Raw genomic sequence first — 19,055 nt, 5'->3', positions numbered from 1 at the left:
TTACCAACTTAAACCACTATATCGTGCTCGCTTGTTTTTTCGTTTCTCAGAGCAAGGAATAGCTTTATTTCTTAAATTATTACAAATTGCATATCTGACTACTAAGCGATAAGCACTACCATAATCGAGTTGTGCACCGGTCAAACCTAACTGGTATTCTACTCCAAAACTTAGTCTACGGTAATTAATACCCGCTGTGGCTCCTAAACCAAGACTTTTACCTAATCGATGATCCATATTCCTTCTGTAAGATACCATTCCCCACAATGCATAATCAGGACTTGGTGTTGGAAAGGTTCCTTTTAAAGTCATGTCTAAACGACTGTCTTCATTCTCATTAATACGATACATCACCATAGGTTCCAAGTAAATATCTCTATCTACAATCTTAAACATCGAAGACCCAAAGACTTGATAATCCATCACTAAGTCAGGCTCACCATCATTCATATATAACGGATTTACGTGGTCAATCATGTTATTTAAAGAAAACCCTAATTGATAATCATTATACTTAAAAAGGACTCCAGAGTTGGCATTGATTCCAGAACCCGAAGCAACACCTCCTGTTATGGTTGGATCTAAAACTCCAGAAGGTGTATTTAAGCTACTTTCATCAATTCTAACTTGTTCATAAGATAATCCTAGTCCAAATGACAAAGTTATTACTTCCCTACGGCTTTTTTTAAGGAGTACTTCATATGAAAATGACTGGTGTAAACCAAACTGATTAACATTACCATTTCTATCATTATAAACATAACTACCCATACCTAGGTGATTATTTAATGGGCCTTGGTAATTAAGCATTTGTGTTGTGGGTGCCTTATCCATACCTATCCATTGGTTCTGATAATTTGCACCAATACTATGACATGTTTTATCCGTACCAGCTGTAGCTGGATTCATTAAAAAGGTATCGTATACATACAAATTAGTAACATAATACCGTTGAGCATGTATCATTCCTATTGACCCAAGTATAATAAATATGGCTACAAGCCTTCTCATTAGTTCTCCTTTTAAATCTGATTCTCTATACCAACTTAATTCTACAACTATCTCTTTAAAGTAATATGTCCTTTCAGGTTTTTACCCCTTGATGTTATTTCAATTACATACCAATAATCATCTGTAGGAACAGGGTTACCCCAGTAGTTACCATCCCAACCTGGATCTGAAGCCATGTATTTGATAAGCAACTTACCAAACCTATCATATATCTTAATAGTACTGTCCGGATATTTATCAATACCTTCTATTTCCCACCTATCATTTATTCCATCACTATTAGGTGTAAAAAACGGTGGAACAACAATTTCAAATTCATCACTCAACCAAACAGTAGCCTCTGCTTTACATCCATTAAAATCTTCAATCTCTATAAAGTGCTCTCCTGCTTTTAAGTTCGTAAAAACGTTATCTGAACCTTGGCTATAATCATCAATCATATAATTATATGGAGCTGTACCTCCTTCTACTAATACGGCTACTCTGGCGTAAATGGATGTATCCAATTGAGTAATTAAAGGAAGTTCTTGATAAACTACATTTGCCGTATCTCTAAAAATGTAACAGCCATCAGAAACCTCTACCCAGTATTCACCTGGCTCTGATATTTCTTTACTTTGGTCTGTTGTATTATCATTCCATAGGTAACTGATATACCCAGGTCCTGGATCAATTAAAAAAGTATCTTGTTGACATACCGATGTATCTGAACAAATAACTACATCCGGCTCATAAAGCTGTCGTATTGTTTTGGTATCAAAACCAAAACATCCATAACTATTTCTAACCCTAACTAAATTAATTGTATCCTGTAATTCAGCTTGAATACTCCTTGTTATCGCTCCTGTATGCCATAAGTAAGCATCAAAACCAGCACCTGCATCTATTTCCAAATTATTTACCGGACAAATTAGTGTATCAACTCCCAAGTTAACGTTGGGAACAGGGTACCAATTCACCTCAACAGTATCCGTTCCAATGCAACCATGCGAATTTTTAGCTGATAACCAGTACTTACCGCCTCCTGCTTGAATACTTGTACTGGTTTCACCAGTTGACCACTTATAATTTGACAAACCAGCTGGAGCAACTAAAGTGAAAGCCGTTCCTGGACACCCTTCCTGATTAGGGAGGTTAATAACAGGAGATGGATTCAACACCACATCTACTTGATCCTGAACCTCACAGCCCTCCGCATTCCTAACCAAAAGTGTATAAGTACCTGTTGTATTTACATTTATACTTTTAGTATTTAAGAGAGGATTTGCATTCCAAATATACTCGGCGTAATCTCGTGGTGCAGATAATACTGCCGTTGTTCCACTACACATACCAACATTTGGACCTAACTCTAAAGTTGGAACTGGTAAAATATTCACCTCTCCTTCTGCCTCACATGGGCAGCCATTGGCATCAATAGCATTAACTCTATAAGTACCTGACTGGTTTACAAACCAATTACTACCTACAGGACCTGCAACATCTGTTGTTGCCTCAACTTTAAACCACTCATATGATAAAGCACCAGCTACAGGGTTTGTCATAGTAACTCCAATATTCTCGCAAGCATCTACTGGTGGTATTGCAGCAATTATTGTTGGAGCATAAATATTTACATTTACATCATCCGTAGCAGAACAACCATTATCATCAAAAACAGTAACATAATAATTGCCTGCAGAATTTACTGGATTGGTAGAAGTCAAGGATGTTTTAGAATCAGAGGAACCATTCCAAGTTAAATATTGAAAATCTGCAGCACCTTTTGTAAAGGTATCTATCTTAATATTTAACGTAGCTCCATCACAAATAGTAGTATCAGTAGTTATTTTAACCGATGGTGGTGCATAAGCATTTACAACTAATTGTGTTGATTTAGAACATGTTTCGTAAGAAGTTTCTAACCTATAAGTACCTGGATCCGTTACCTTAATATAATTATCTGCGTTTGGTAATCTTGTTCCATTCCTATACCAATCGTAGGTATAATAACCTCTACCCGTTCCTCTTATCTCAATTTCCTCGCCAACACATAAATTTGCTTTTGAAAGACTTAATGTAGGATCATCCACATCGTTTATTACAATGTTGATATCATCACTAACAGGACAGCCGTTAGCATCTAAGGCTTCTACTGTATAAATTCCTGAATTATTGATATTAGCATTTACAATAGAGTATGTATTAGTGGTGGACGCAAGTGTGTTAATAGGACTTGTTGATGTTTCCTTAAAACTCCAAACATAATTAGTAAAAGCAGAAGAACTATTTAGGTCAACCCTATTTTCTGCACAATCTGACTTATCATTTCCCAAACTAATTGTAGAAGGCGTGTACCAAAATAACTCAGCTCCAGCCTCTGCTTTACAACCATTATTATCTGTAACCTCCAAACTAAACTTGGTAGGATAAGATAAATCTATATGAGGATCTGTTGAACCCGTACTCCAATTATAAGAATACCCTGCAACAGATGGTCCATTAATTCTTTCGCTACTATTATCACATGCAGTTATATCACTTAATGTAAAACTTGGTAAGGAGTTGACTGCTATATCAACATCATCTGTTGCGGAACATCCATAATCATCGTATACAGTTACTGAATAATTGCTATTTACCGTAGGAGTTACCTTAAGTACATCAGTACTGCTTCTTCGAGTCGGATCACTACCCCATGTTAAGTATGAGAACGGCGCATCTGCTTGAGTAAAATTAGTTAAAGATATTTCCGCAGTATCTCCTTCACAAATATCAAAACCACTAATCAATGTTACAGAAGGAAGAGCATGAGAGGCAACATGGATATTTGTTTCTTTTTTGCAACCTCCTGATGTAGCTTCCACCCTATAAGTTCCCGCAGTGGAAGTACTAATTGAATTTGAAGTTGATATTGGCGCAGTACTAGTTCCATAGAACCATTCATACGAAACATAACCACTTGAAGCTTCGATTATAATATTATCACCTACGCATAATTCTTTATTAACATTTAATGTTAGAGGATTACTTGCTACAAAGGTGACATTTATATCATCCGTAACTAAACAACCATTTCTATCATCTGTTTCCAGAATATAGTCTCCTGAATTAGCAACCGTAGAACTAACAATAGTATGTTGGGCATTGGTTGTAGGTAATGCTACAGCTCCTGTTCCATCATCAAAGGACCATCTATAATTAGAGTGTGTGCTTGACACTCCTAAGGTAAGATCAATACCAGCACATTCTTCGGTATCATCACCTAAATCAATTGGTTCTGGGATATACTCTCTAAGAGTAGCACTACTTGTTGCCGTACAACCGTTGCCATCTGTTATTTCAAGACTATAATCGGTTATGCTTGATAAGGTTATACTTTGGGTTGTTGAACCGTCACTCCAATTATAGGTATAACCTGCCGGTCCGTTGATTGTGGCACTTCCTCCTGGACAAAACCATTCATCAGCTAAGGTAAATGTTGGAAGCGCATTAACTGAAACATCCACATCATCCGTTGCTGAACAACCATGATTATCATAAACAGTTACAAAATAGTTACCTGCACTTTTTGTTTCAAATATAGAAGTTAAACTTGTTTCATGACGCGGATTACTATTCCACGTTAAATATTGGAATGTAGCAGAAGCCTCTCCCGGTGTAAAGTTAGTAACTCTAATTTCAGCGTTTTCTCCATCACAAACAGCAAAATCATTAGACACAGAAACTGTAGGTGGTTGATGTAAACCAATAATTACCTCAGCTGCATTATTACAAATTTTAGCTGTGGTTTCTACTCGGTAGGTTCCAGCATCATTAACTTTAATTGTTCTATTCGTAAAAGTCGGCTCAATTACTCCATCCTTATACCATACATACGAATCGTATCCTGCTGGTGCTTCCACTTCTATTTCTTCACCTACACATAGGTAAGCTTTCGATAAGCTTAAGGCTGGGTCATCAACATCATGAACAAATACATTAATTTCATCAGAAACTTCACATCCATATATATCTGTAGCCTCAACAATATAAATACCTGCATCCGAAGGCACAGCATTCGTTTTTTGATATCTATTAGCAGGCGTTGGGTTAGCTAAATTTACTTCTGAGCTTGTAGCACTGCTCTTATACTTCCAAACAAAACCAGTATGTGCAGAACTAACATTAATGTCAATCGTATTTCCTTTACAAATCTCTTTATCGCTACCTAAATCAATAGGCTCTGGAGTTCTCCATGCAACACTAGCATTACCACTTGCCTTACACCCATTAGCATCAGTAACCTCCAACGAATAAGACGTTGGGCTAGTTAAATCGATATGAGGTGAAGTAGATCCAGTGCTCCAAAGATAACTATAACCAACACCTACAGGTCCATTAATTCGAGCAGTTGTTCCATCACAAGCCCATTGATCTGTCATAGGAAATATTGGTAATTCATTTACAACAACATTTATATTTTGAGTTTGAACGCAGCCGTTTATAGTCCATGCAGTTAATGTATATACTCCAGACTGATCTGGAATTAAATAATTTCTTGTTTCATCCGTATTTAAAATTGTTCCATTAAACTCCCATTGATATTTGTCAAAACTTGAAGTATTTATTATTCGCTCTCCTCGACAAACACTTGTTTTATTTAAAGTAATTGATGGTACAGAATAAGCATTAATTTGAATGGTATCATCTCCCACACAACCAAAATCATCAGTTACAGAAACAGAGAGCTCTTGCGAGAAGCCTGATCCAACACTTATAGAAGTAGAATTGTCATTATCAGAATTACTCCAATTATAACTTGGGTATCCAGTTGGTAAGTCAAATACTAATGTTTCTCCAGGACAAACAGTTGTGTCGTTTCCTAAATTAACTTCAGGTAAATTAAACACCACATCAACACTATCTGTAATAGTACAGCCACCATGCAATACATCTGCTGTTACCCAATACTTGTCAGTTCTAGTTACATCTAACGTCCTAGCGCTTGAAAGAACTGTATTACCCGTACTTTCCGAAAACCATCTATAGTTATCCATCTCAACGCTGGTGGTCAATTCAATATGCCTTCCTTTACACTCATTTGTTGGGCCTTCAATTTGCATACGCCCATAAGATGAGAAATAACCATAACTAACACTTCCAACCGATGTTGTTGGATCATTTTCATCCAAGACACTCAAGTGAAATAAACCATTTGAATTTTCAATGGTATACGGAGTTCCTGTAGAAATATTCATATCAACTATAGCTGAATACCAAGTATCATCTGGGTCTCCATTATCTGTACCTGTTACTAGTTCCCAATTAATATGATCGATGTAATCTACCTCATTATTATCACTATCAAACATCGTAAAATCGTTCAAGTTCCTACCTTGACTAAGAATTTGAACCCAGAAACTTCGCATAAACACACGTGTAAATGCCACTTTTGAAGATCCTGTACATTCGATAGTAGGCAATAAGGCTGACCCCAGCTCATTGGCATAATTAGGAGCTCTAACATTAGCTAATCCAGAAACTTGGTAGGCATAAACAGGTTTGGTTGCACTGATATAGATCGCATTATCAATAATATCAAAACTTGTAAGCTCTCCTCTATTTAAATGCCTAACTAAACTATTATCATTATTAATAAATACATATGTATCATCCTCCGTTGCCAATACAAATACCTTTTGAGCACTATTAGTATCCGAGTTGGTTTTAACTCCAATATATTCGTGACCAATTATAGAGGTTGGTATTAGCTGATCTCCAATAATATCATGTGGATGGCTCGTTTCATTAATTGAATCATCAGATATGGTTACTGCTATTTGATTATTTGAAGTAATATAAGTGCCTGCCATAGAAGCACTGGCGCTTATATTTCTATATTCAACGCAATAAGTTTCACCTCTATTTAAAGTGATATCGTATGGTACTCCTGCGCTATGCCCTGTAACATTAACGGTTGGTACAATGGTAACCACCGTATTATTGACGGTTGCTACAATATCCACCTTTTCATTAGCATCGCCATTGTAACTGCTATAATTAGCATAAGCATTTTGCGAGGGTACATAAAACTCTTGACCTAAACCATTATCCCCTTTTAAGGTAAATTTATCAGGATTACCGTCATCGGCAATTTCGTAGTATACTGTTATGTCTGAGCTAGACTCTATTAAAATTCCTTTATTATTAACTGAGTTTACAGGTCTGTTTTCAACTTGGCTTCTAGGTACCTCAATGGTTACTAATTTATTTCTTCCAATTGATCTACTGATAGGACTAAAACCGCTATTGGCAGGCATTGATATAGTTACGTCTGTATTGGCTGCTTCATCAAAAGTAGTGATTCGGAAATACAGCGGTTCATCTCCATGTGCATGAATGGCATCTGGCGCAACAAACCAAAAACTATTTCCTTTTTGTGCGTAAGTGATAGTACATAAGAAACTAAAGACAATCAATAAATACTTCATCCTCTTAACTCTTAGTTATAATTTATCATATTCAACACTTAATTAATATTGAATATTTAATTACTATGCATCCATTAAAAAAATGGAACAATAGGGTTTAACAATAAAAAAGTTCTAGCATCTGCTGGTGTGAGAAAAAAAATTAAAACATACGTGTAGGTACAATGCATGCAACAATAAAACTGTTGCTAGATACATGTATTTAAAATATTATGTCAATAATTTCAGGTCCCCACCTGCTTTGAAACTATGTACGGGAATAGTAAGACTAAGGTTTCGAATAATTTAGTCGTAAGTACGAAAAACGAAGGCATATTATCTAAGAACAAAAACACTCATCAATAAAACAAAGCCATTTATCCCCAAAATAAACGCACTTACCAAACAGAACGAACAGCATTAAATCATACCTAATTTGTAGCACTAACGAATATTAGTATTGATAAATAACTTACTCCACCAATGCCATTGGTTATTTTTGTCTTGAGCAGTTATCGTATAGAGCACTCTTCGTGAAGATGCAGGCATATGAAGCGCTACCTTAATTGAATCACCATTAAAAGTATCAACTTTATCGTTATACTTATTATTAAAGAAAAAATTAAGCGAACGGAAAGTGTGACCTGATTCTGGCTTTAAGGTAGATGAAAAAAGTGCAGCTTCATTTAATTCAATGGGATAGTCATTTAAGCCAGATACTTTCATAGGTTTCATATTAACTTTTAGCTTAAATTGTTGCATACCTACATAATTCCCTGCGACAGGAAAACGAGGAATACACAATAAATTAGTCTCATTACTCCATACACCAGAATTCTGCGCAAAAGCTAAATCATAACCTTTTTCCTTTAAGACATCGCTCATTTGTTTATCAAATTCGCCATAAGGATAAGCATAAACCTTTGGGATAAATCCCAAGCTATCCATGAACAGTTTTTCCGCAACTTCTAGGTCCGCTTTAAAAGCTTTTTCACGCATACTATCAGGATAATTTAAAAAGTAATTGTGTTGGTGAGAGTGCGACCCTATTTCAATACCTGCCTTATGCACTTCTCTAATCTGCTCCCAATTCATATAATCGCCCCATCCTACACTCTCTGTATTTACAAATAATGTAGCCTGACAATTATGCTTTTTTAATAAAGACCATCCATTGGTATAAAAGGATTTTAACCCATCATCAATGGTTATAAATATCTTTTTTACCGAGTCGTTTGAATTTGAATATAGATTGGATGCTGTGTATGTTTTAAATCCATTGTCTAATAAATACTCTAGGTGAGCTTCAAATTTATCATCAGGCGTATTAGTCGAAGGATATCTTGCATCGTTAAAGCGATGATAAACTAAACCAACTGCATAAAAATCCTCAGTTAATACTTTTGGTGCCTTTTGTTTTTCTTTAGCTGAGGCGCATGAAGTAAAAAATAATAAACATAGAATAAAACTAATCCAATAGTTCTTTCCAGGTTGGATCACTTCTATCGAATTCTGCCAAAACATAATTATCATACAAATGTAAATCGTTAAATTCAATAACATTCCGTAGAGCCCTTACATACTCATAACGCTTTTCTGAATAATTGCTTAAATACCAAATTAATTGATAGGGATTATCTGAATATAACCGAGCCTCTCTAAATTGCTTGTATGCATTTGCCTTTGAAATGGTTAATAGATAGTCATAAATTGAATCGAAAATTGAATCATACTTCCTTAAGTAAATATTTGTTCCACTGCGTGACTCTCCAGCTTTGATTCTTTTCTCCTTTGAATTATACGACCAAATACCATATATATTGTTTGCTTCTCTGCAAAAACGCGATGTTCCCCACCCACTCTCAATAGCCGCTTGCGCCAAAATAATAGAAACAGGGTGCGGATGAAGCCGCTTAACCACTTCGTCAATATTATCCGTTTTGTACATTCCTTTTAATTTCTCCAGGTATAAAGAATCTTCTTCCGAAGAAATCCCTTGTGTCATTAGTGCTCCAACTTCAAGAACTTTTTGCCGTTCCAAAATCATCTTTTCTCTAGCCATTAATACAGAAGGAAGCATCATATGAATAAACTTTACCATCCGCTTTTTATAATGCATGTCCTTCAAATCAGGAATTCTCTGATACAGCACAGGCACCACAATAGTGCTATCAATTAATACAATGGAATCAACACTTGCGCTATTACAAATTTTAATGGACATCCGCTTTTGCTCAGGCAAGACTTTGGGCTGTAACAAAAGCATTACAACACCAATTGTTACACTAATTGCAATTATTAATGTCGATTTCTTCTGTAGGAAGTGCATTAATGTTTTTAAGGAAGTTATAGGCATAGATTTCGTTTATAGACTATTCATAACGTAAGGATTCAATCGGGTCAAGTTTAGATGCTTTAATGGCTGGCATTAAACCTGATAATAAGCCCACGACCAAACAAATAAATATACTTATAGATATCCATTCCCACGGCACTACGAATCCCGATTTTAGTACAATACTCAGAATATTCCCCACTAAAATACCTAGAATCACTCCACATGCTCCACCAATTACTCCAATCATAATGGATTCTAATAAAAACTGATCTCGAATAGCTTTTCGTGTAGCACCTGTCGCTTTTCTAATGCCAATTTCTCGTGTTCTTTCCGCTACAGCTACAAGCATGATATTCATTAAACCAATGGCTGCTCCGAATAGAGTTATAAAACCTATCACATTGGCTATTATAGTCACACTTGATAAATTCTCAATGAGCATTCTAGATAGATTATCACTTTTAACAATATTAAAATTGTTTTCGTCTGTTACCTTCAACCTTCGTACCAATCGAAATTGTCCCGTTGCTTCACTCACAGCAGCTTCCACTTGAGTAGGGTTGTTGGCTTTAACCTGCAGTTTGTATGACATTTTGGGCCTACTAAAATATTGACGAACATTACTAACGGGCAACAATAAAATATTATCCCCTTGACCGCCAAAGCCTGCCCCTTTTTCATCTAATACACCAATTACTTTATATTTACCTGAGGCCAGCGAAACTACTTTATCTAATCCCGATTGCTTTTTAGGAAATAACTTTTTGTAGAGAGCCGATCCTAATATAGCCACATGTCTACTATCTTTGATATCACTCAATACAAAATCTCGCCCTTCCGATAATTTATGCCCTGCAGTTGATATAAAGTTTTCGTCGACACCAAATACACCAACATTAGGATTTGTTTTTTCTGACTCATGCTTAACCGTGGCATTACCCGAGGCTTGGTACGAAATAGTTACCGTTGCAGGAAAATCAAAAGATTCTTTAAATTCATTGGCTTCTTTATAAGATATAAAACCAAAGTTTTTGGTTTTATGACGCTTCTTACCTATCTGAATATTTTGCCCACGATTTTCTATGGTAAACGTATTTGCTCCCATACCCGTAAAATTTGAAGAAATAGAACTTTCAATGGACTGCACAGCTGTTATTATGCCGATGAGTGCAGTAATACCAATAGTAATTATAAGGATTGTGAGGATGGTACGAAGCTTGTTGGACTTAATTGCTCCCGCAGCTACTTTAATATTTTCAAGAAATAGATTATTTGGCATCGTTATAAGAATATAAGATAAAGATATATAAAATTAAACAGGATACCCACGCTCGCAAAAACGGTTCATTTCAGTTAACCTAATCGGTACTTCATTACTCAATAAAATCACTTCGGACCAAAACAGAATATATTGCTAAAACTTTATAACAAATTAGCTGTTCGACAAAAAGAAAAATTATAAAAAAAAATAATAGATATGGACTTATTAGAAAGACTAAATTGGCGTTACGCTACTAAAAAAATGAATGGTGAGGTAGTACCTCAGGTAAAAGTTGATAATATTTTAGAAGCAGCTAGACTTGCTCCAACATCAAGCGGTTTGCAACCATACGAAATTTTGGTAATAACCAACAAAGAGCTAAAAGAAAAGATTAAACCTGTTGCTTGGAATCAGGAACAGATTACAGATTGCTCGCATTTATTAGTTTTTGCTGCTTGGGATAACTATACCGAAGAGCGTATCAATAAAATGTTTGACTTAACTAACGATATTAGAGGTTTTAAAAACCAAGGATGGGAAGATTATAGACAAATGCTTTTAGGTTCGTATCCACAACGTTCTGCTGAGGAAAATTTTGTACATACAGCTAAGCAAGCCTATATTGGATTTGCAAGTGCTATTACTGCCGCAGCATTTGAAGAGGTTGACGCTACGCCAATGGAAGGATTTGATCCTGCTGCAGTAGACGAAATTTTAAACCTTAAAGAAAAAGGATTAAAAAGCGTTCTTCTTTTGCCTCTTGGATATAGAGAAAAAGGTGGCGACTGGCTAGAGCCCTTAACAAAGGTTAGAAATAGCAAAGAAGATTTTATTACTGAATTAAAATAAAAAAATAGCCTTCCAACATTAAGTCGGAAGGCTATTTTTTAAGGCAAATTCTCTCAAAAGAATTCAACTATTATCGCATTAGGCATCTAGCCTTAAAGTCATTTTTTCGCTTGGTGGAGCAAATTTAGTCAGTTTAATACTCTCTACAGCCACTTTGTATTCTTCCATAGTTGGTGTACGACCCAAAATAGAAGCTAACACTACCACCGGAGTTGAAGCCAATAAAGATTCTCCTTTTTTACCATCAGCATCACCTACCACACGTCCTTGAAATAAACGAGTTGATGTAGCAAAAACCGTATCTCCTTTTGCTGCTTTTTCTTGATTACCCATACATAAATTACAACCTGGACGCTCTAAGTACATCACATTCTCATACTCAGTACGAGCTGTATCCTTTGGTAATAAGTCACTGAATTCAAATCCTGAGTACTCCTTAAGAATATCCCAATCTCCTTCTTTTTTAAGTTCATCAATAATATTATAGGTTGGAGCAGCTACAACCAATGGTGCTTTAAACTCCACTTTTCCGTTTTGTTTCTCTAAATTACGAAGCATCTGAGCAACAATTTTAAGATCGCCTTTATGCACCATACAAGAACCAACGAAACCTAAATCTACTTTTTTATCTCCTCCATAATAAGAAAGAGTACGGATGGTATCATGTGTATACCGCTTAGAAACATCATCATTATTTACATCTGGATCGGCAATCATTGGCTCTGTAATAAGATCCATATCTACCTCAAATTCCGCAAAATATTTAGCATTCTCATCTGGTACCAAAGCAGGCTTTTCTCCCGATCTAATTTCAGCAATTCTATTGTCCGCTTTATCAATCAGGCCTTGAAGAACTTTATTTTCGTTATCCATGCCCTTTAAAATCATGATTTGGATTCTGCTTTTTGCAATCTCCAATGATTCTATTAGGGTATCATCCTGAGAAATACAGATTGAAGCTTTAGCTTTCATTTCAGCAGTCCAGTCTGTGAAAGTAAATGCCTGATCAGCAGGTAATGTTCCAAGATGAACCTCAATAATTCTTCCTTGAAAAACATTCTCTCCACCAAATTTTTGAAGCATCTGTGATTGAGTGGCATGAACTACATCACGAAAATCCATGTGGTCTTTCATTTCACCTTTAAAGGTTACCTTCACCGATTCTGGAATAGGCATAGAAGCCTCACCTGTGGCTAAAGCAAGAGCTACCGTACCTGAATCTGCACCAAAAGCAACACCTTTCGACATTCTTGTATGAGAATCTCCTCCAATAACAATTGCCCAATCATCTATAGTAATATCATTTAAAACTTTATGAATTACATCCGTCATAGAATGATAAACACCTTTAGGGTCGCGAGCAGTAATCAAACCAAAATCGTTCATAAACTTCATCAGTTTAGGAATATTGGCTTGTGCTTTTTTATCCCAAACAGAGGCTGTATGACAACCCGATTGGTATGCACCATCCACAATTGGAGAAATAACTGTAGCAGCCATCGACTCCAACTCTTGCGAAGTCATCAGACCTGTAGTATCCTGAGAACCTACAATATTAACTTGAACACGAACATCAGAACCACTATGAAGCACTTTTCCAGGTGTAGTTCCTACTGCATTTTTATTGAATATTTTTTCAACCGCAGTTAAACCTTGTCCTTCGTTTGAAATTTCTTTAGATGGGGCGAATACCAAAGGAACATCTATTCCCAATACATTGGCAGCAAATGTTTGTAATTTCTTTCCGAACACAATGGCATAAGAACCTCCAGCTTTAATAAACTCAACTTTTTGAGGCGTTAATGAAGAAGAAATATCAATTAATTCCTGCTCTCCATTATATAGTTTTTTCGTTTTAGTATTAATTGTGAGAACCGTTCCTGTTTCAACAGAGTAAGCTTCTTCTAGAACAGCATCACCATCTTTATTCAGAACTGGTTTACCTTGGTCATCTAATTTTTTAACCCAGTTTTTAAGGTCAACACCAATACCTCCTGTAACACCAACTGTAGTTAGGAAAATTGGAGAAATTCCGTTTGTTCCTGCAACAATTGGGGCAATATTAATAAATGGTACGTATGGACTCGCCTGCTTACCCGTCCAAAGTGCTACATTATTAACACCCGACATTCTTGACGAACCTACTCCCATTGTTCCCTTATCAGCAATAAGCATTACCCTCTTATCTGGATGCTCTTGTTTTAAAGCCGTAATTTCGTCTTGTGCTTCAGGTGAAATCAAACATTTTCCATGAAGTTCTCGATCCGAACGCGAGTGTGCTTGATTGCCTGGCGAAAGTAAATCGGTAGAGATATCACCAACTCCAGCCACATATGTTACTACTTTAATTTCTTCCTCTACTTCAGGTAGTTTAGTAAAAAACTCTGCTTGCGCATAGCTTTCAATAATTTCCTTAGCAATTGCGTTGTTATTTTTAAACGCACTAGCCAAACGCTCCATGTCTGCCTCGTATAAAAACACTTGAGTTTTAAGTACGTTTGCAGCTTCTTTAGCAATAGAGGCATCATCACCAAATGCTAGGTCCAATAACACTCCAATAGAAGGTCCACCTTTCATATGCGATAATTGCTCAAATGCAAAAGCAGGCGTAATTTCTTTAACTACTGCATTTCCTAAAATAATATCTTTTAAAAATTTAGCTTTTGTACCAGCAGCATGCGTAGTACCTGGCAACACGTTATATATAAAGAAATTGAGAGACTCCTCTCTGTGTTCATTATCTACATCCTTAATTTGCTCAATGATTTCTCCAATTAAATCAGCAGCATCAATAGGTTTAGGATTTAGTCCTTCTTGTTTTCTTTCTTCAATCTCTTTAAGATATTCACTGTATTTGCTCATAAAAACTTTCTTTGGGAATTAATGGAAATCTATCAGTTTATTTCTAGAAACTGTTTAAATAGTTTCTAATAAATAACACAAAGTAGTTCCTTTATCATACAACACTTTGCATTTTATTTTGTTTGAAAAAATTCAAGGTTCTACTCAACCATTGCATCTACAATGAAGAACCTTCATTTCTTATCGCAAAAATAAAAATTTATTCCTGAGTAGAAATCTGAAATAGGTTTATTTATAATGAATCTATAGGAAAATCTTTAAAATTCCTTTAAATTCTTATTTTTCGCAACTTAAAACTTACACTAATACATAAAAATAAATGGTTCGTTTTTCAAATCACTTTTATCGTCAACTTACAAAATAGATATAGAATAATACCTACTAAAACTACAGCTCAAAAAAAACTTAACTTATTAAGTGCTCACACAACTTTTTTATTGTTGACAATGTTAGCTGTGTATGGAAAACTTGCAAGCTGACATTACAAAACTAAATCAATGGTTTCAGGAACATCCCAAAGTACTTATTGCTTTATCTGGAGGTGTAGATTCGTGCTTAGTTGCTTTTATGGCAAGACAGCAGTTGGGTAAAAACAATGCCATTGCTGTCATTAGTAATTCGGCCAGTTTAAAGCAGAAAGATTTGTTAGACGCCAGAATATTTGCAGACACCTATGATATTGAACTCGTTGAAATTGATGCCAACGAAATAGAAGATATTAATTATAGTTCTAACCCTGTAAATAGATGTTATTATTGTAAATCGAACCTATATAACGCTATTCAAAAACTGTTATCAAAGTATCCTGATTTTGAAATTATTAATGGCAACAATTACGATGATACAGGTGATTACAGACCTGGCATGAAAGCAGCCAATGAGTTTAGCGTACGCAGCCCGCTGCTTGAATGTAAAATAACTAAAGAAAGTATTCGTAATATAAGTAAGCATTATAAACTTACTGTTTGGGATAAGCCTGCCAGCCCATGCTTAAGTAGCCGCTTTCCTTACGGAGAACATATTACACGAGAAAGATTGAGCATGGTTGAAAATGCAGAAAACCTCATTAACAAACACGGTTTTAAAGATGTTAGGGTAAGATACAAAAATGGAGGAGCAAGCATAGAAGTGCCACAAAAAGAGCTTGGCCTATTGAACAAGCAACTCTCTTATGTTATTCCAAAATTAATTACAGAGTATGGTTTTAGCTCTGTTAAAATAGATAATGAAGGATTGGTATCTGGGAAGCTAAATAGAGATATAAAAACAGATAACGCCGATAATTAGTGTTTGTCTATGAATTCAACTACTTCGTTATACTTTCTATAAAAACATTCATTTACAGAAAATAAGCTGCTTTTTTTTGATTTTGCAAGCTTTGCATTTACAGTTTATAACTCAAACCATTTAATTTATGGATAACCCCATATTAGGTCAATTGGGCAATGACGTAAAAACATGAGTTAAATATGTACATTTTTTCCAAATCAAATCATCCTGATATTCTGAAAGTCCAATTAATTATTTTACCTTTGCACCCGATAATAAGCAAAATATATCCTTTCTAGTAATATACTATTCATTCATACACTCCAATTTGGCGCTTAACAGTCCATTTTATGAATCATATTTATTACCTGAATGCTGTAATTATATTAATATTAATAAAATATATTGAATGGGGAGATCTCAAGAAACATTTGGTAAAAAAGACAAAGAGCAAAAAAGAATGAAGAAGCGTAAAGACAAAGCTTTACGTAAAGAAGAACGCAAAGCGAATGCTGTTGACGGTAGTTTAGACAGTATGATTGCTTATGTGGATGAGAATGGTAGACTTGTGGATACTCCACCTGATTTAACCAAGAAGAAAAAAATTAAGGCTGAGAATATCGAAATTTCAGTTCCTAAAAAAGAAGATATTGAAGATCCAATTAGAACTGGTCGTGTTGAATTTTTCAACGATGATAAAGGTTATGGATTTATCAAAGATTTAGATACGCAAGAAAAATTCTTTGTACACATCAACGGTTTATTGGATAAAATTGTTGAAGGTAACAAAGTTAACTTTGAGCTTGAAAAGGGACTAAAAGGTATGAATGCCGTTCGAGTAAAGAAGATTTAATACTCTTTATATAATCAAAAAAGGTGCGAATATCGCACCTTTTTTTTGTTATATACATTTGTAACTTTATTCTTCGCTATTCCTTAGTTCAATTACTAAGTCATCATAAATTTATTCACCAGAATTATTAGAGTCAGTATTGACTTCATCTTTAAATATAATACTCTGGTTGTTTAGGCTTTTCTTTTCCGTAATCTATTTTATTCCAAGCTCTTTCGTGAAAGTAATACAGAATCATTTTTGTAAATACTTCTACTCCACTAATTGATGCTGCTAACCCTATCTTTCCTGTAATTAAATAGGATATTAGGAAAGTATCCACCGTACCCGTCACCCTCCACGATACAGTTTTTAGTATGGTTCTATAACGTTTTTCTTCCATCTGTGGTCAATTTAAAATTAGTAAACCAATAAGCCTATTCAATAAGAGCAAGCCTATTGGTATTTTTTAATTTCTGGATTAAATATGATCTATCTCTTTAGCGTGCTCTATAATGCCCACACGTCCAACAAAATCACCAAACTTCTCTCCTTTTTCTCTTTCTTTAGCATACCTTGGAAGAAGAACTTTTAATTCTTTTAAAATCTCCTCCTCAGAAAGTGTCTCTTTATACAAAGTATTTAATCTCTCCCCACTAAAGCCAGCTCCCAAATACATATTGTATTTTCCTAACGAACGACCTACAAAGCCAATTTCTCCTAGGTATGGTCTACCACAGCCATTAGGACAACCTGTCATCCTAATTAAAATATCATCATTGGTCAGGTCATTCTCTGCCAGGATCTCATCAATTTTATCAATTAAAGAAGGCAAGTATCTTTCCGCTTCGGCAAAAGCCATCGTACAAGTATTTAAGGCAACACAGGCAATAGCATGCTTTCTTACACCACTCAATGTCTTTTTAGGCCAAATGCTAAATTCCTTCAGCACAGCTTCTATCTCCTTTTTATCCTTTTCTTCTATTCCTCCAAGTACTAGACCTTGATTACCTGTTAGTCTGAAATCACATTTTTTAAGATCTGCGACTTTTCTTAAACCTGTTTTTAACTCATACCCAGCCTCATCTCTAACTCTACCGTGCTCAATAAATAATCCTAAAGACCACTTTCCCGATTTAGCTTTTTTCCAACCAAAAACATCGCCATTACTGGTGAACTTATAGGACTTTGCTTTTGCGATACTATAACCTAACCTTTTCTCTAACAGACCTTTGAATTCTGCTGGCCCTAAACGGTCAAGCGTATATTTTAATCTCGCTTTTTTTCTATTCTCACGATTACCATAATCACGCTGAAGCTTAACAATTTCTTCAATTACCTCCAATGTTTTTTCGTAAGGCACATACCCTACTACATCACCCAATCTTGGATAAGTTCCGGGCTCTGTGAAAGTCATACCCAAACCACCTCCAATAGTAACATTAAAACCTTCTAACTTATCACCTTTACCAATCGCTATTAAACCAATATCATTAGAGAAAATATCGGTATCATTATATGGAGGAATAGCGATGGCAATCTTGAATTTACGCGGCAAATAAGTCTTGCCATAAATAGGCTCTTCATCTTGTCTACCGTCCACTAATAATTTCTGGTTTAACCAGATTTCGTGATAAGCTGTGGTACGAGGCAATAGGTGATCGCTAATATCTTTTGACATTTGATATGCAGCTGGCACCAAAGGCGATAATCCTTCGTTGGTAGTACACATCACATTACGGTTTACATCACCACAAGCTGCAATTGAATCGAACAAAGCATCATTAATACCTTGCATCGTGTTTTTTAAGTTTCGCTTGATAACACCGTGAAACTGAAAAGCCTGACGAGTGGTTAACTTAAGCGTATTACTGTGATCTTTTGATATTTCATCGAAAGCAACCCATTGATCAGCACTTGCTACCCCTCCAGGTATGCGAACTCTAATCATGAAACTATACAGAGGCTCAAGCTTTTGCTGCTTACGCTCTACATCTAAATCTCTATCCGTTTGCTGATAACTACCATGAAACTTAATTAACTGTGTATCATCCTCAGCAATTGAACCAGTAGCTATATCGTTTAAACTTTCCTCAAGAGAACCTCTTAGAAAATTACTTCGTGTTTTGATACCCTCAACATCAGATGGATTCCAAGAGGGAAATATTTCATTATCTATAATATCTGCCATGTCTTTATTTT

Annotated in this window: 11 protein-coding genes; 3 read left to right on the top strand and 8 right to left on the bottom strand. The window is 35.5% G+C overall.

Translation table 11 applies throughout. The annotated features are described in order from the left end of the window. The 5 genes from A8L32_RS06940 to A8L32_RS06920 all read right to left on the bottom strand — a co-directional run bounded on the left by A8L32_RS06940 (window position 1) and on the right by A8L32_RS06920 (window position 11,059). Window positions 1–1,011, bottom strand: coding sequence for a PorP/SprF family type IX secretion system membrane protein (locus A8L32_RS06940; RefSeq protein ID WP_066629442.1), 1,011 nt, complete (start codon window positions 1,009–1,011; stop codon window positions 1–3). Window positions 1,012–1,058: 47 nt separating this feature from the next. After that, window positions 1,059–7,463 carry a T9SS type B sorting domain-containing protein gene (locus tag A8L32_RS06935; RefSeq protein WP_066629440.1) on the bottom strand — a complete coding sequence of 2,135 codons (6,405 nt, stop codon included), beginning with the start codon at window positions 7,461–7,463 and terminating at the stop codon, window positions 1,059–1,061. A 423-nt stretch (window positions 7,464–7,886) separates the two neighbouring features. Then, window positions 7,887–8,966: a polysaccharide deacetylase family protein gene (locus tag A8L32_RS06930; RefSeq protein WP_158027207.1), complete on the bottom strand. Its 1,080-nt coding sequence runs from the start codon at window positions 8,964–8,966 to the stop codon at window positions 7,887–7,889. Next, window positions 8,911–9,798 carry a glucosaminidase domain-containing protein gene (locus A8L32_RS06925; RefSeq protein ID WP_083631214.1) on the bottom strand — a complete coding sequence of 296 codons (888 nt, stop codon included), beginning with the start codon at window positions 9,796–9,798 and terminating at the stop codon, window positions 8,911–8,913. Before A8L32_RS06925 ends, A8L32_RS06930 begins: the two co-directional genes overlap by 56 nt. A 16-nt stretch (window positions 9,799–9,814) precedes the next feature. Continuing rightward, a complete protein-coding gene (locus A8L32_RS06920) occupies window positions 9,815–11,059 on the bottom strand; it encodes an ABC transporter permease (RefSeq protein ID WP_066629438.1) in 1,245 nt (414 codons plus the stop codon). A 198-nt stretch (window positions 11,060–11,257) separates the two neighbouring features. Here A8L32_RS06920 and A8L32_RS06915 point away from each other — a divergent pair, with 198 nt between their 5' ends. Further along, a complete protein-coding gene (locus A8L32_RS06915) occupies window positions 11,258–11,890 on the top strand; it encodes an NAD(P)H-dependent oxidoreductase (RefSeq protein ID WP_066629436.1) in 633 nt (210 codons plus the stop codon). A gap of 78 nt (window positions 11,891–11,968) precedes the next feature. On the opposite strand, the gene A8L32_RS06910 is transcribed toward A8L32_RS06915, so the two are convergent. Further along, the gene (locus tag A8L32_RS06910; RefSeq protein WP_066629434.1) at window positions 11,969–14,752 is read right to left on the bottom strand and encodes a bifunctional aconitate hydratase 2/2-methylisocitrate dehydratase; all 2,784 of its coding nucleotides are present in this window, start codon (window positions 14,750–14,752) and stop codon (window positions 11,969–11,971) included. A gap of 459 nt (window positions 14,753–15,211) precedes the next feature. Here A8L32_RS06910 and larE point away from each other — a divergent pair, with 459 nt between their 5' ends. Beyond that, on the top strand, window positions 15,212–16,039 hold the full coding sequence (larE, locus tag A8L32_RS06905) for an ATP-dependent sacrificial sulfur transferase LarE (protein WP_066629431.1): 828 nt from the start codon (window positions 15,212–15,214) through the stop codon (window positions 16,037–16,039). Between the two features lie 391 nt (window positions 16,040–16,430). After that, window positions 16,431–16,874, top strand: coding sequence for a cold-shock protein (locus tag A8L32_RS06900; RefSeq protein ID WP_066629428.1), 444 nt, complete (start codon window positions 16,431–16,433; stop codon window positions 16,872–16,874). Window positions 16,875–17,025: 151 nt separating this feature from the next. Here the strand turns inward: A8L32_RS06900 and A8L32_RS06895 are convergent, their stop codons facing one another. Then, window positions 17,026–17,256, bottom strand: coding sequence for a DUF2061 domain-containing protein (locus A8L32_RS06895; protein WP_066629425.1), 231 nt, complete (start codon window positions 17,254–17,256; stop codon window positions 17,026–17,028). Between the two features lie 78 nt (window positions 17,257–17,334). Further along, complete coding sequence (locus A8L32_RS06890) at window positions 17,335–19,044, bottom strand: NADPH-dependent assimilatory sulfite reductase hemoprotein subunit (protein ID WP_066629422.1); 1,710 nt, start codon at window positions 19,042–19,044, stop codon at window positions 17,335–17,337. Window positions 19,045–19,055 lie beyond the last annotated feature (11 nt).

Source organism: Labilibacter marinus (assembly GCF_001659685.2).
Taxonomy (GTDB): Bacteria; Bacteroidota; Bacteroidia; order Bacteroidales; family Marinilabiliaceae; genus Saccharicrinis; species Saccharicrinis marinus.
Note: the sequence above shows the minus strand (reverse complement) of the source record. Positions and strands in the feature narration are given on the sequence as shown.

Bases quoted from the DNA above. Each gene is read 5' to 3' on its own strand.
- A8L32_RS06940 (WP_066629442.1), bottom strand. From the start codon at position 1,011: ATGAGAAGGCTTGTAGCCATATTTATTATACTTGGGTCAATAGGAATG.
- A8L32_RS06935 (WP_066629440.1), bottom strand. From the start codon at position 7,463: ATGAAGTATTTATTGATTGTCTTTAGTTTCTTATGTACTATCACTTAC.
- A8L32_RS06930 (WP_158027207.1), bottom strand. From the start codon at position 8,966: ATGTTTTGGCAGAATTCGATAGAAGTGATCCAACCTGGAAAGAACTAT.
- A8L32_RS06925 (WP_083631214.1), bottom strand. From the start codon at position 9,798: ATGCCTATAACTTCCTTAAAAACATTAATGCACTTCCTACAGAAGAAA.
- A8L32_RS06920 (WP_066629438.1), bottom strand. From the start codon at position 11,059: ATGCCAAATAATCTATTTCTTGAAAATATTAAAGTAGCTGCGGGAGCA.
- A8L32_RS06915 (WP_066629436.1), top strand. From the start codon at position 11,258: ATGGACTTATTAGAAAGACTAAATTGGCGTTACGCTACTAAAAAAATG.
- A8L32_RS06910 (WP_066629434.1), bottom strand. From the start codon at position 14,752: ATGAGCAAATACAGTGAATATCTTAAAGAGATTGAAGAAAGAAAACAA.
- larE (WP_066629431.1), top strand. From the start codon at position 15,212: ATGGAAAACTTGCAAGCTGACATTACAAAACTAAATCAATGGTTTCAG.
- A8L32_RS06900 (WP_066629428.1), top strand. From the start codon at position 16,431: ATGGGGAGATCTCAAGAAACATTTGGTAAAAAAGACAAAGAGCAAAAA.
- A8L32_RS06895 (WP_066629425.1), bottom strand. From the start codon at position 17,256: ATGGAAGAAAAACGTTATAGAACCATACTAAAAACTGTATCGTGGAGG.
- A8L32_RS06890 (WP_066629422.1), bottom strand. From the start codon at position 19,044: ATGGCAGATATTATAGATAATGAAATATTTCCCTCTTGGAATCCATCT.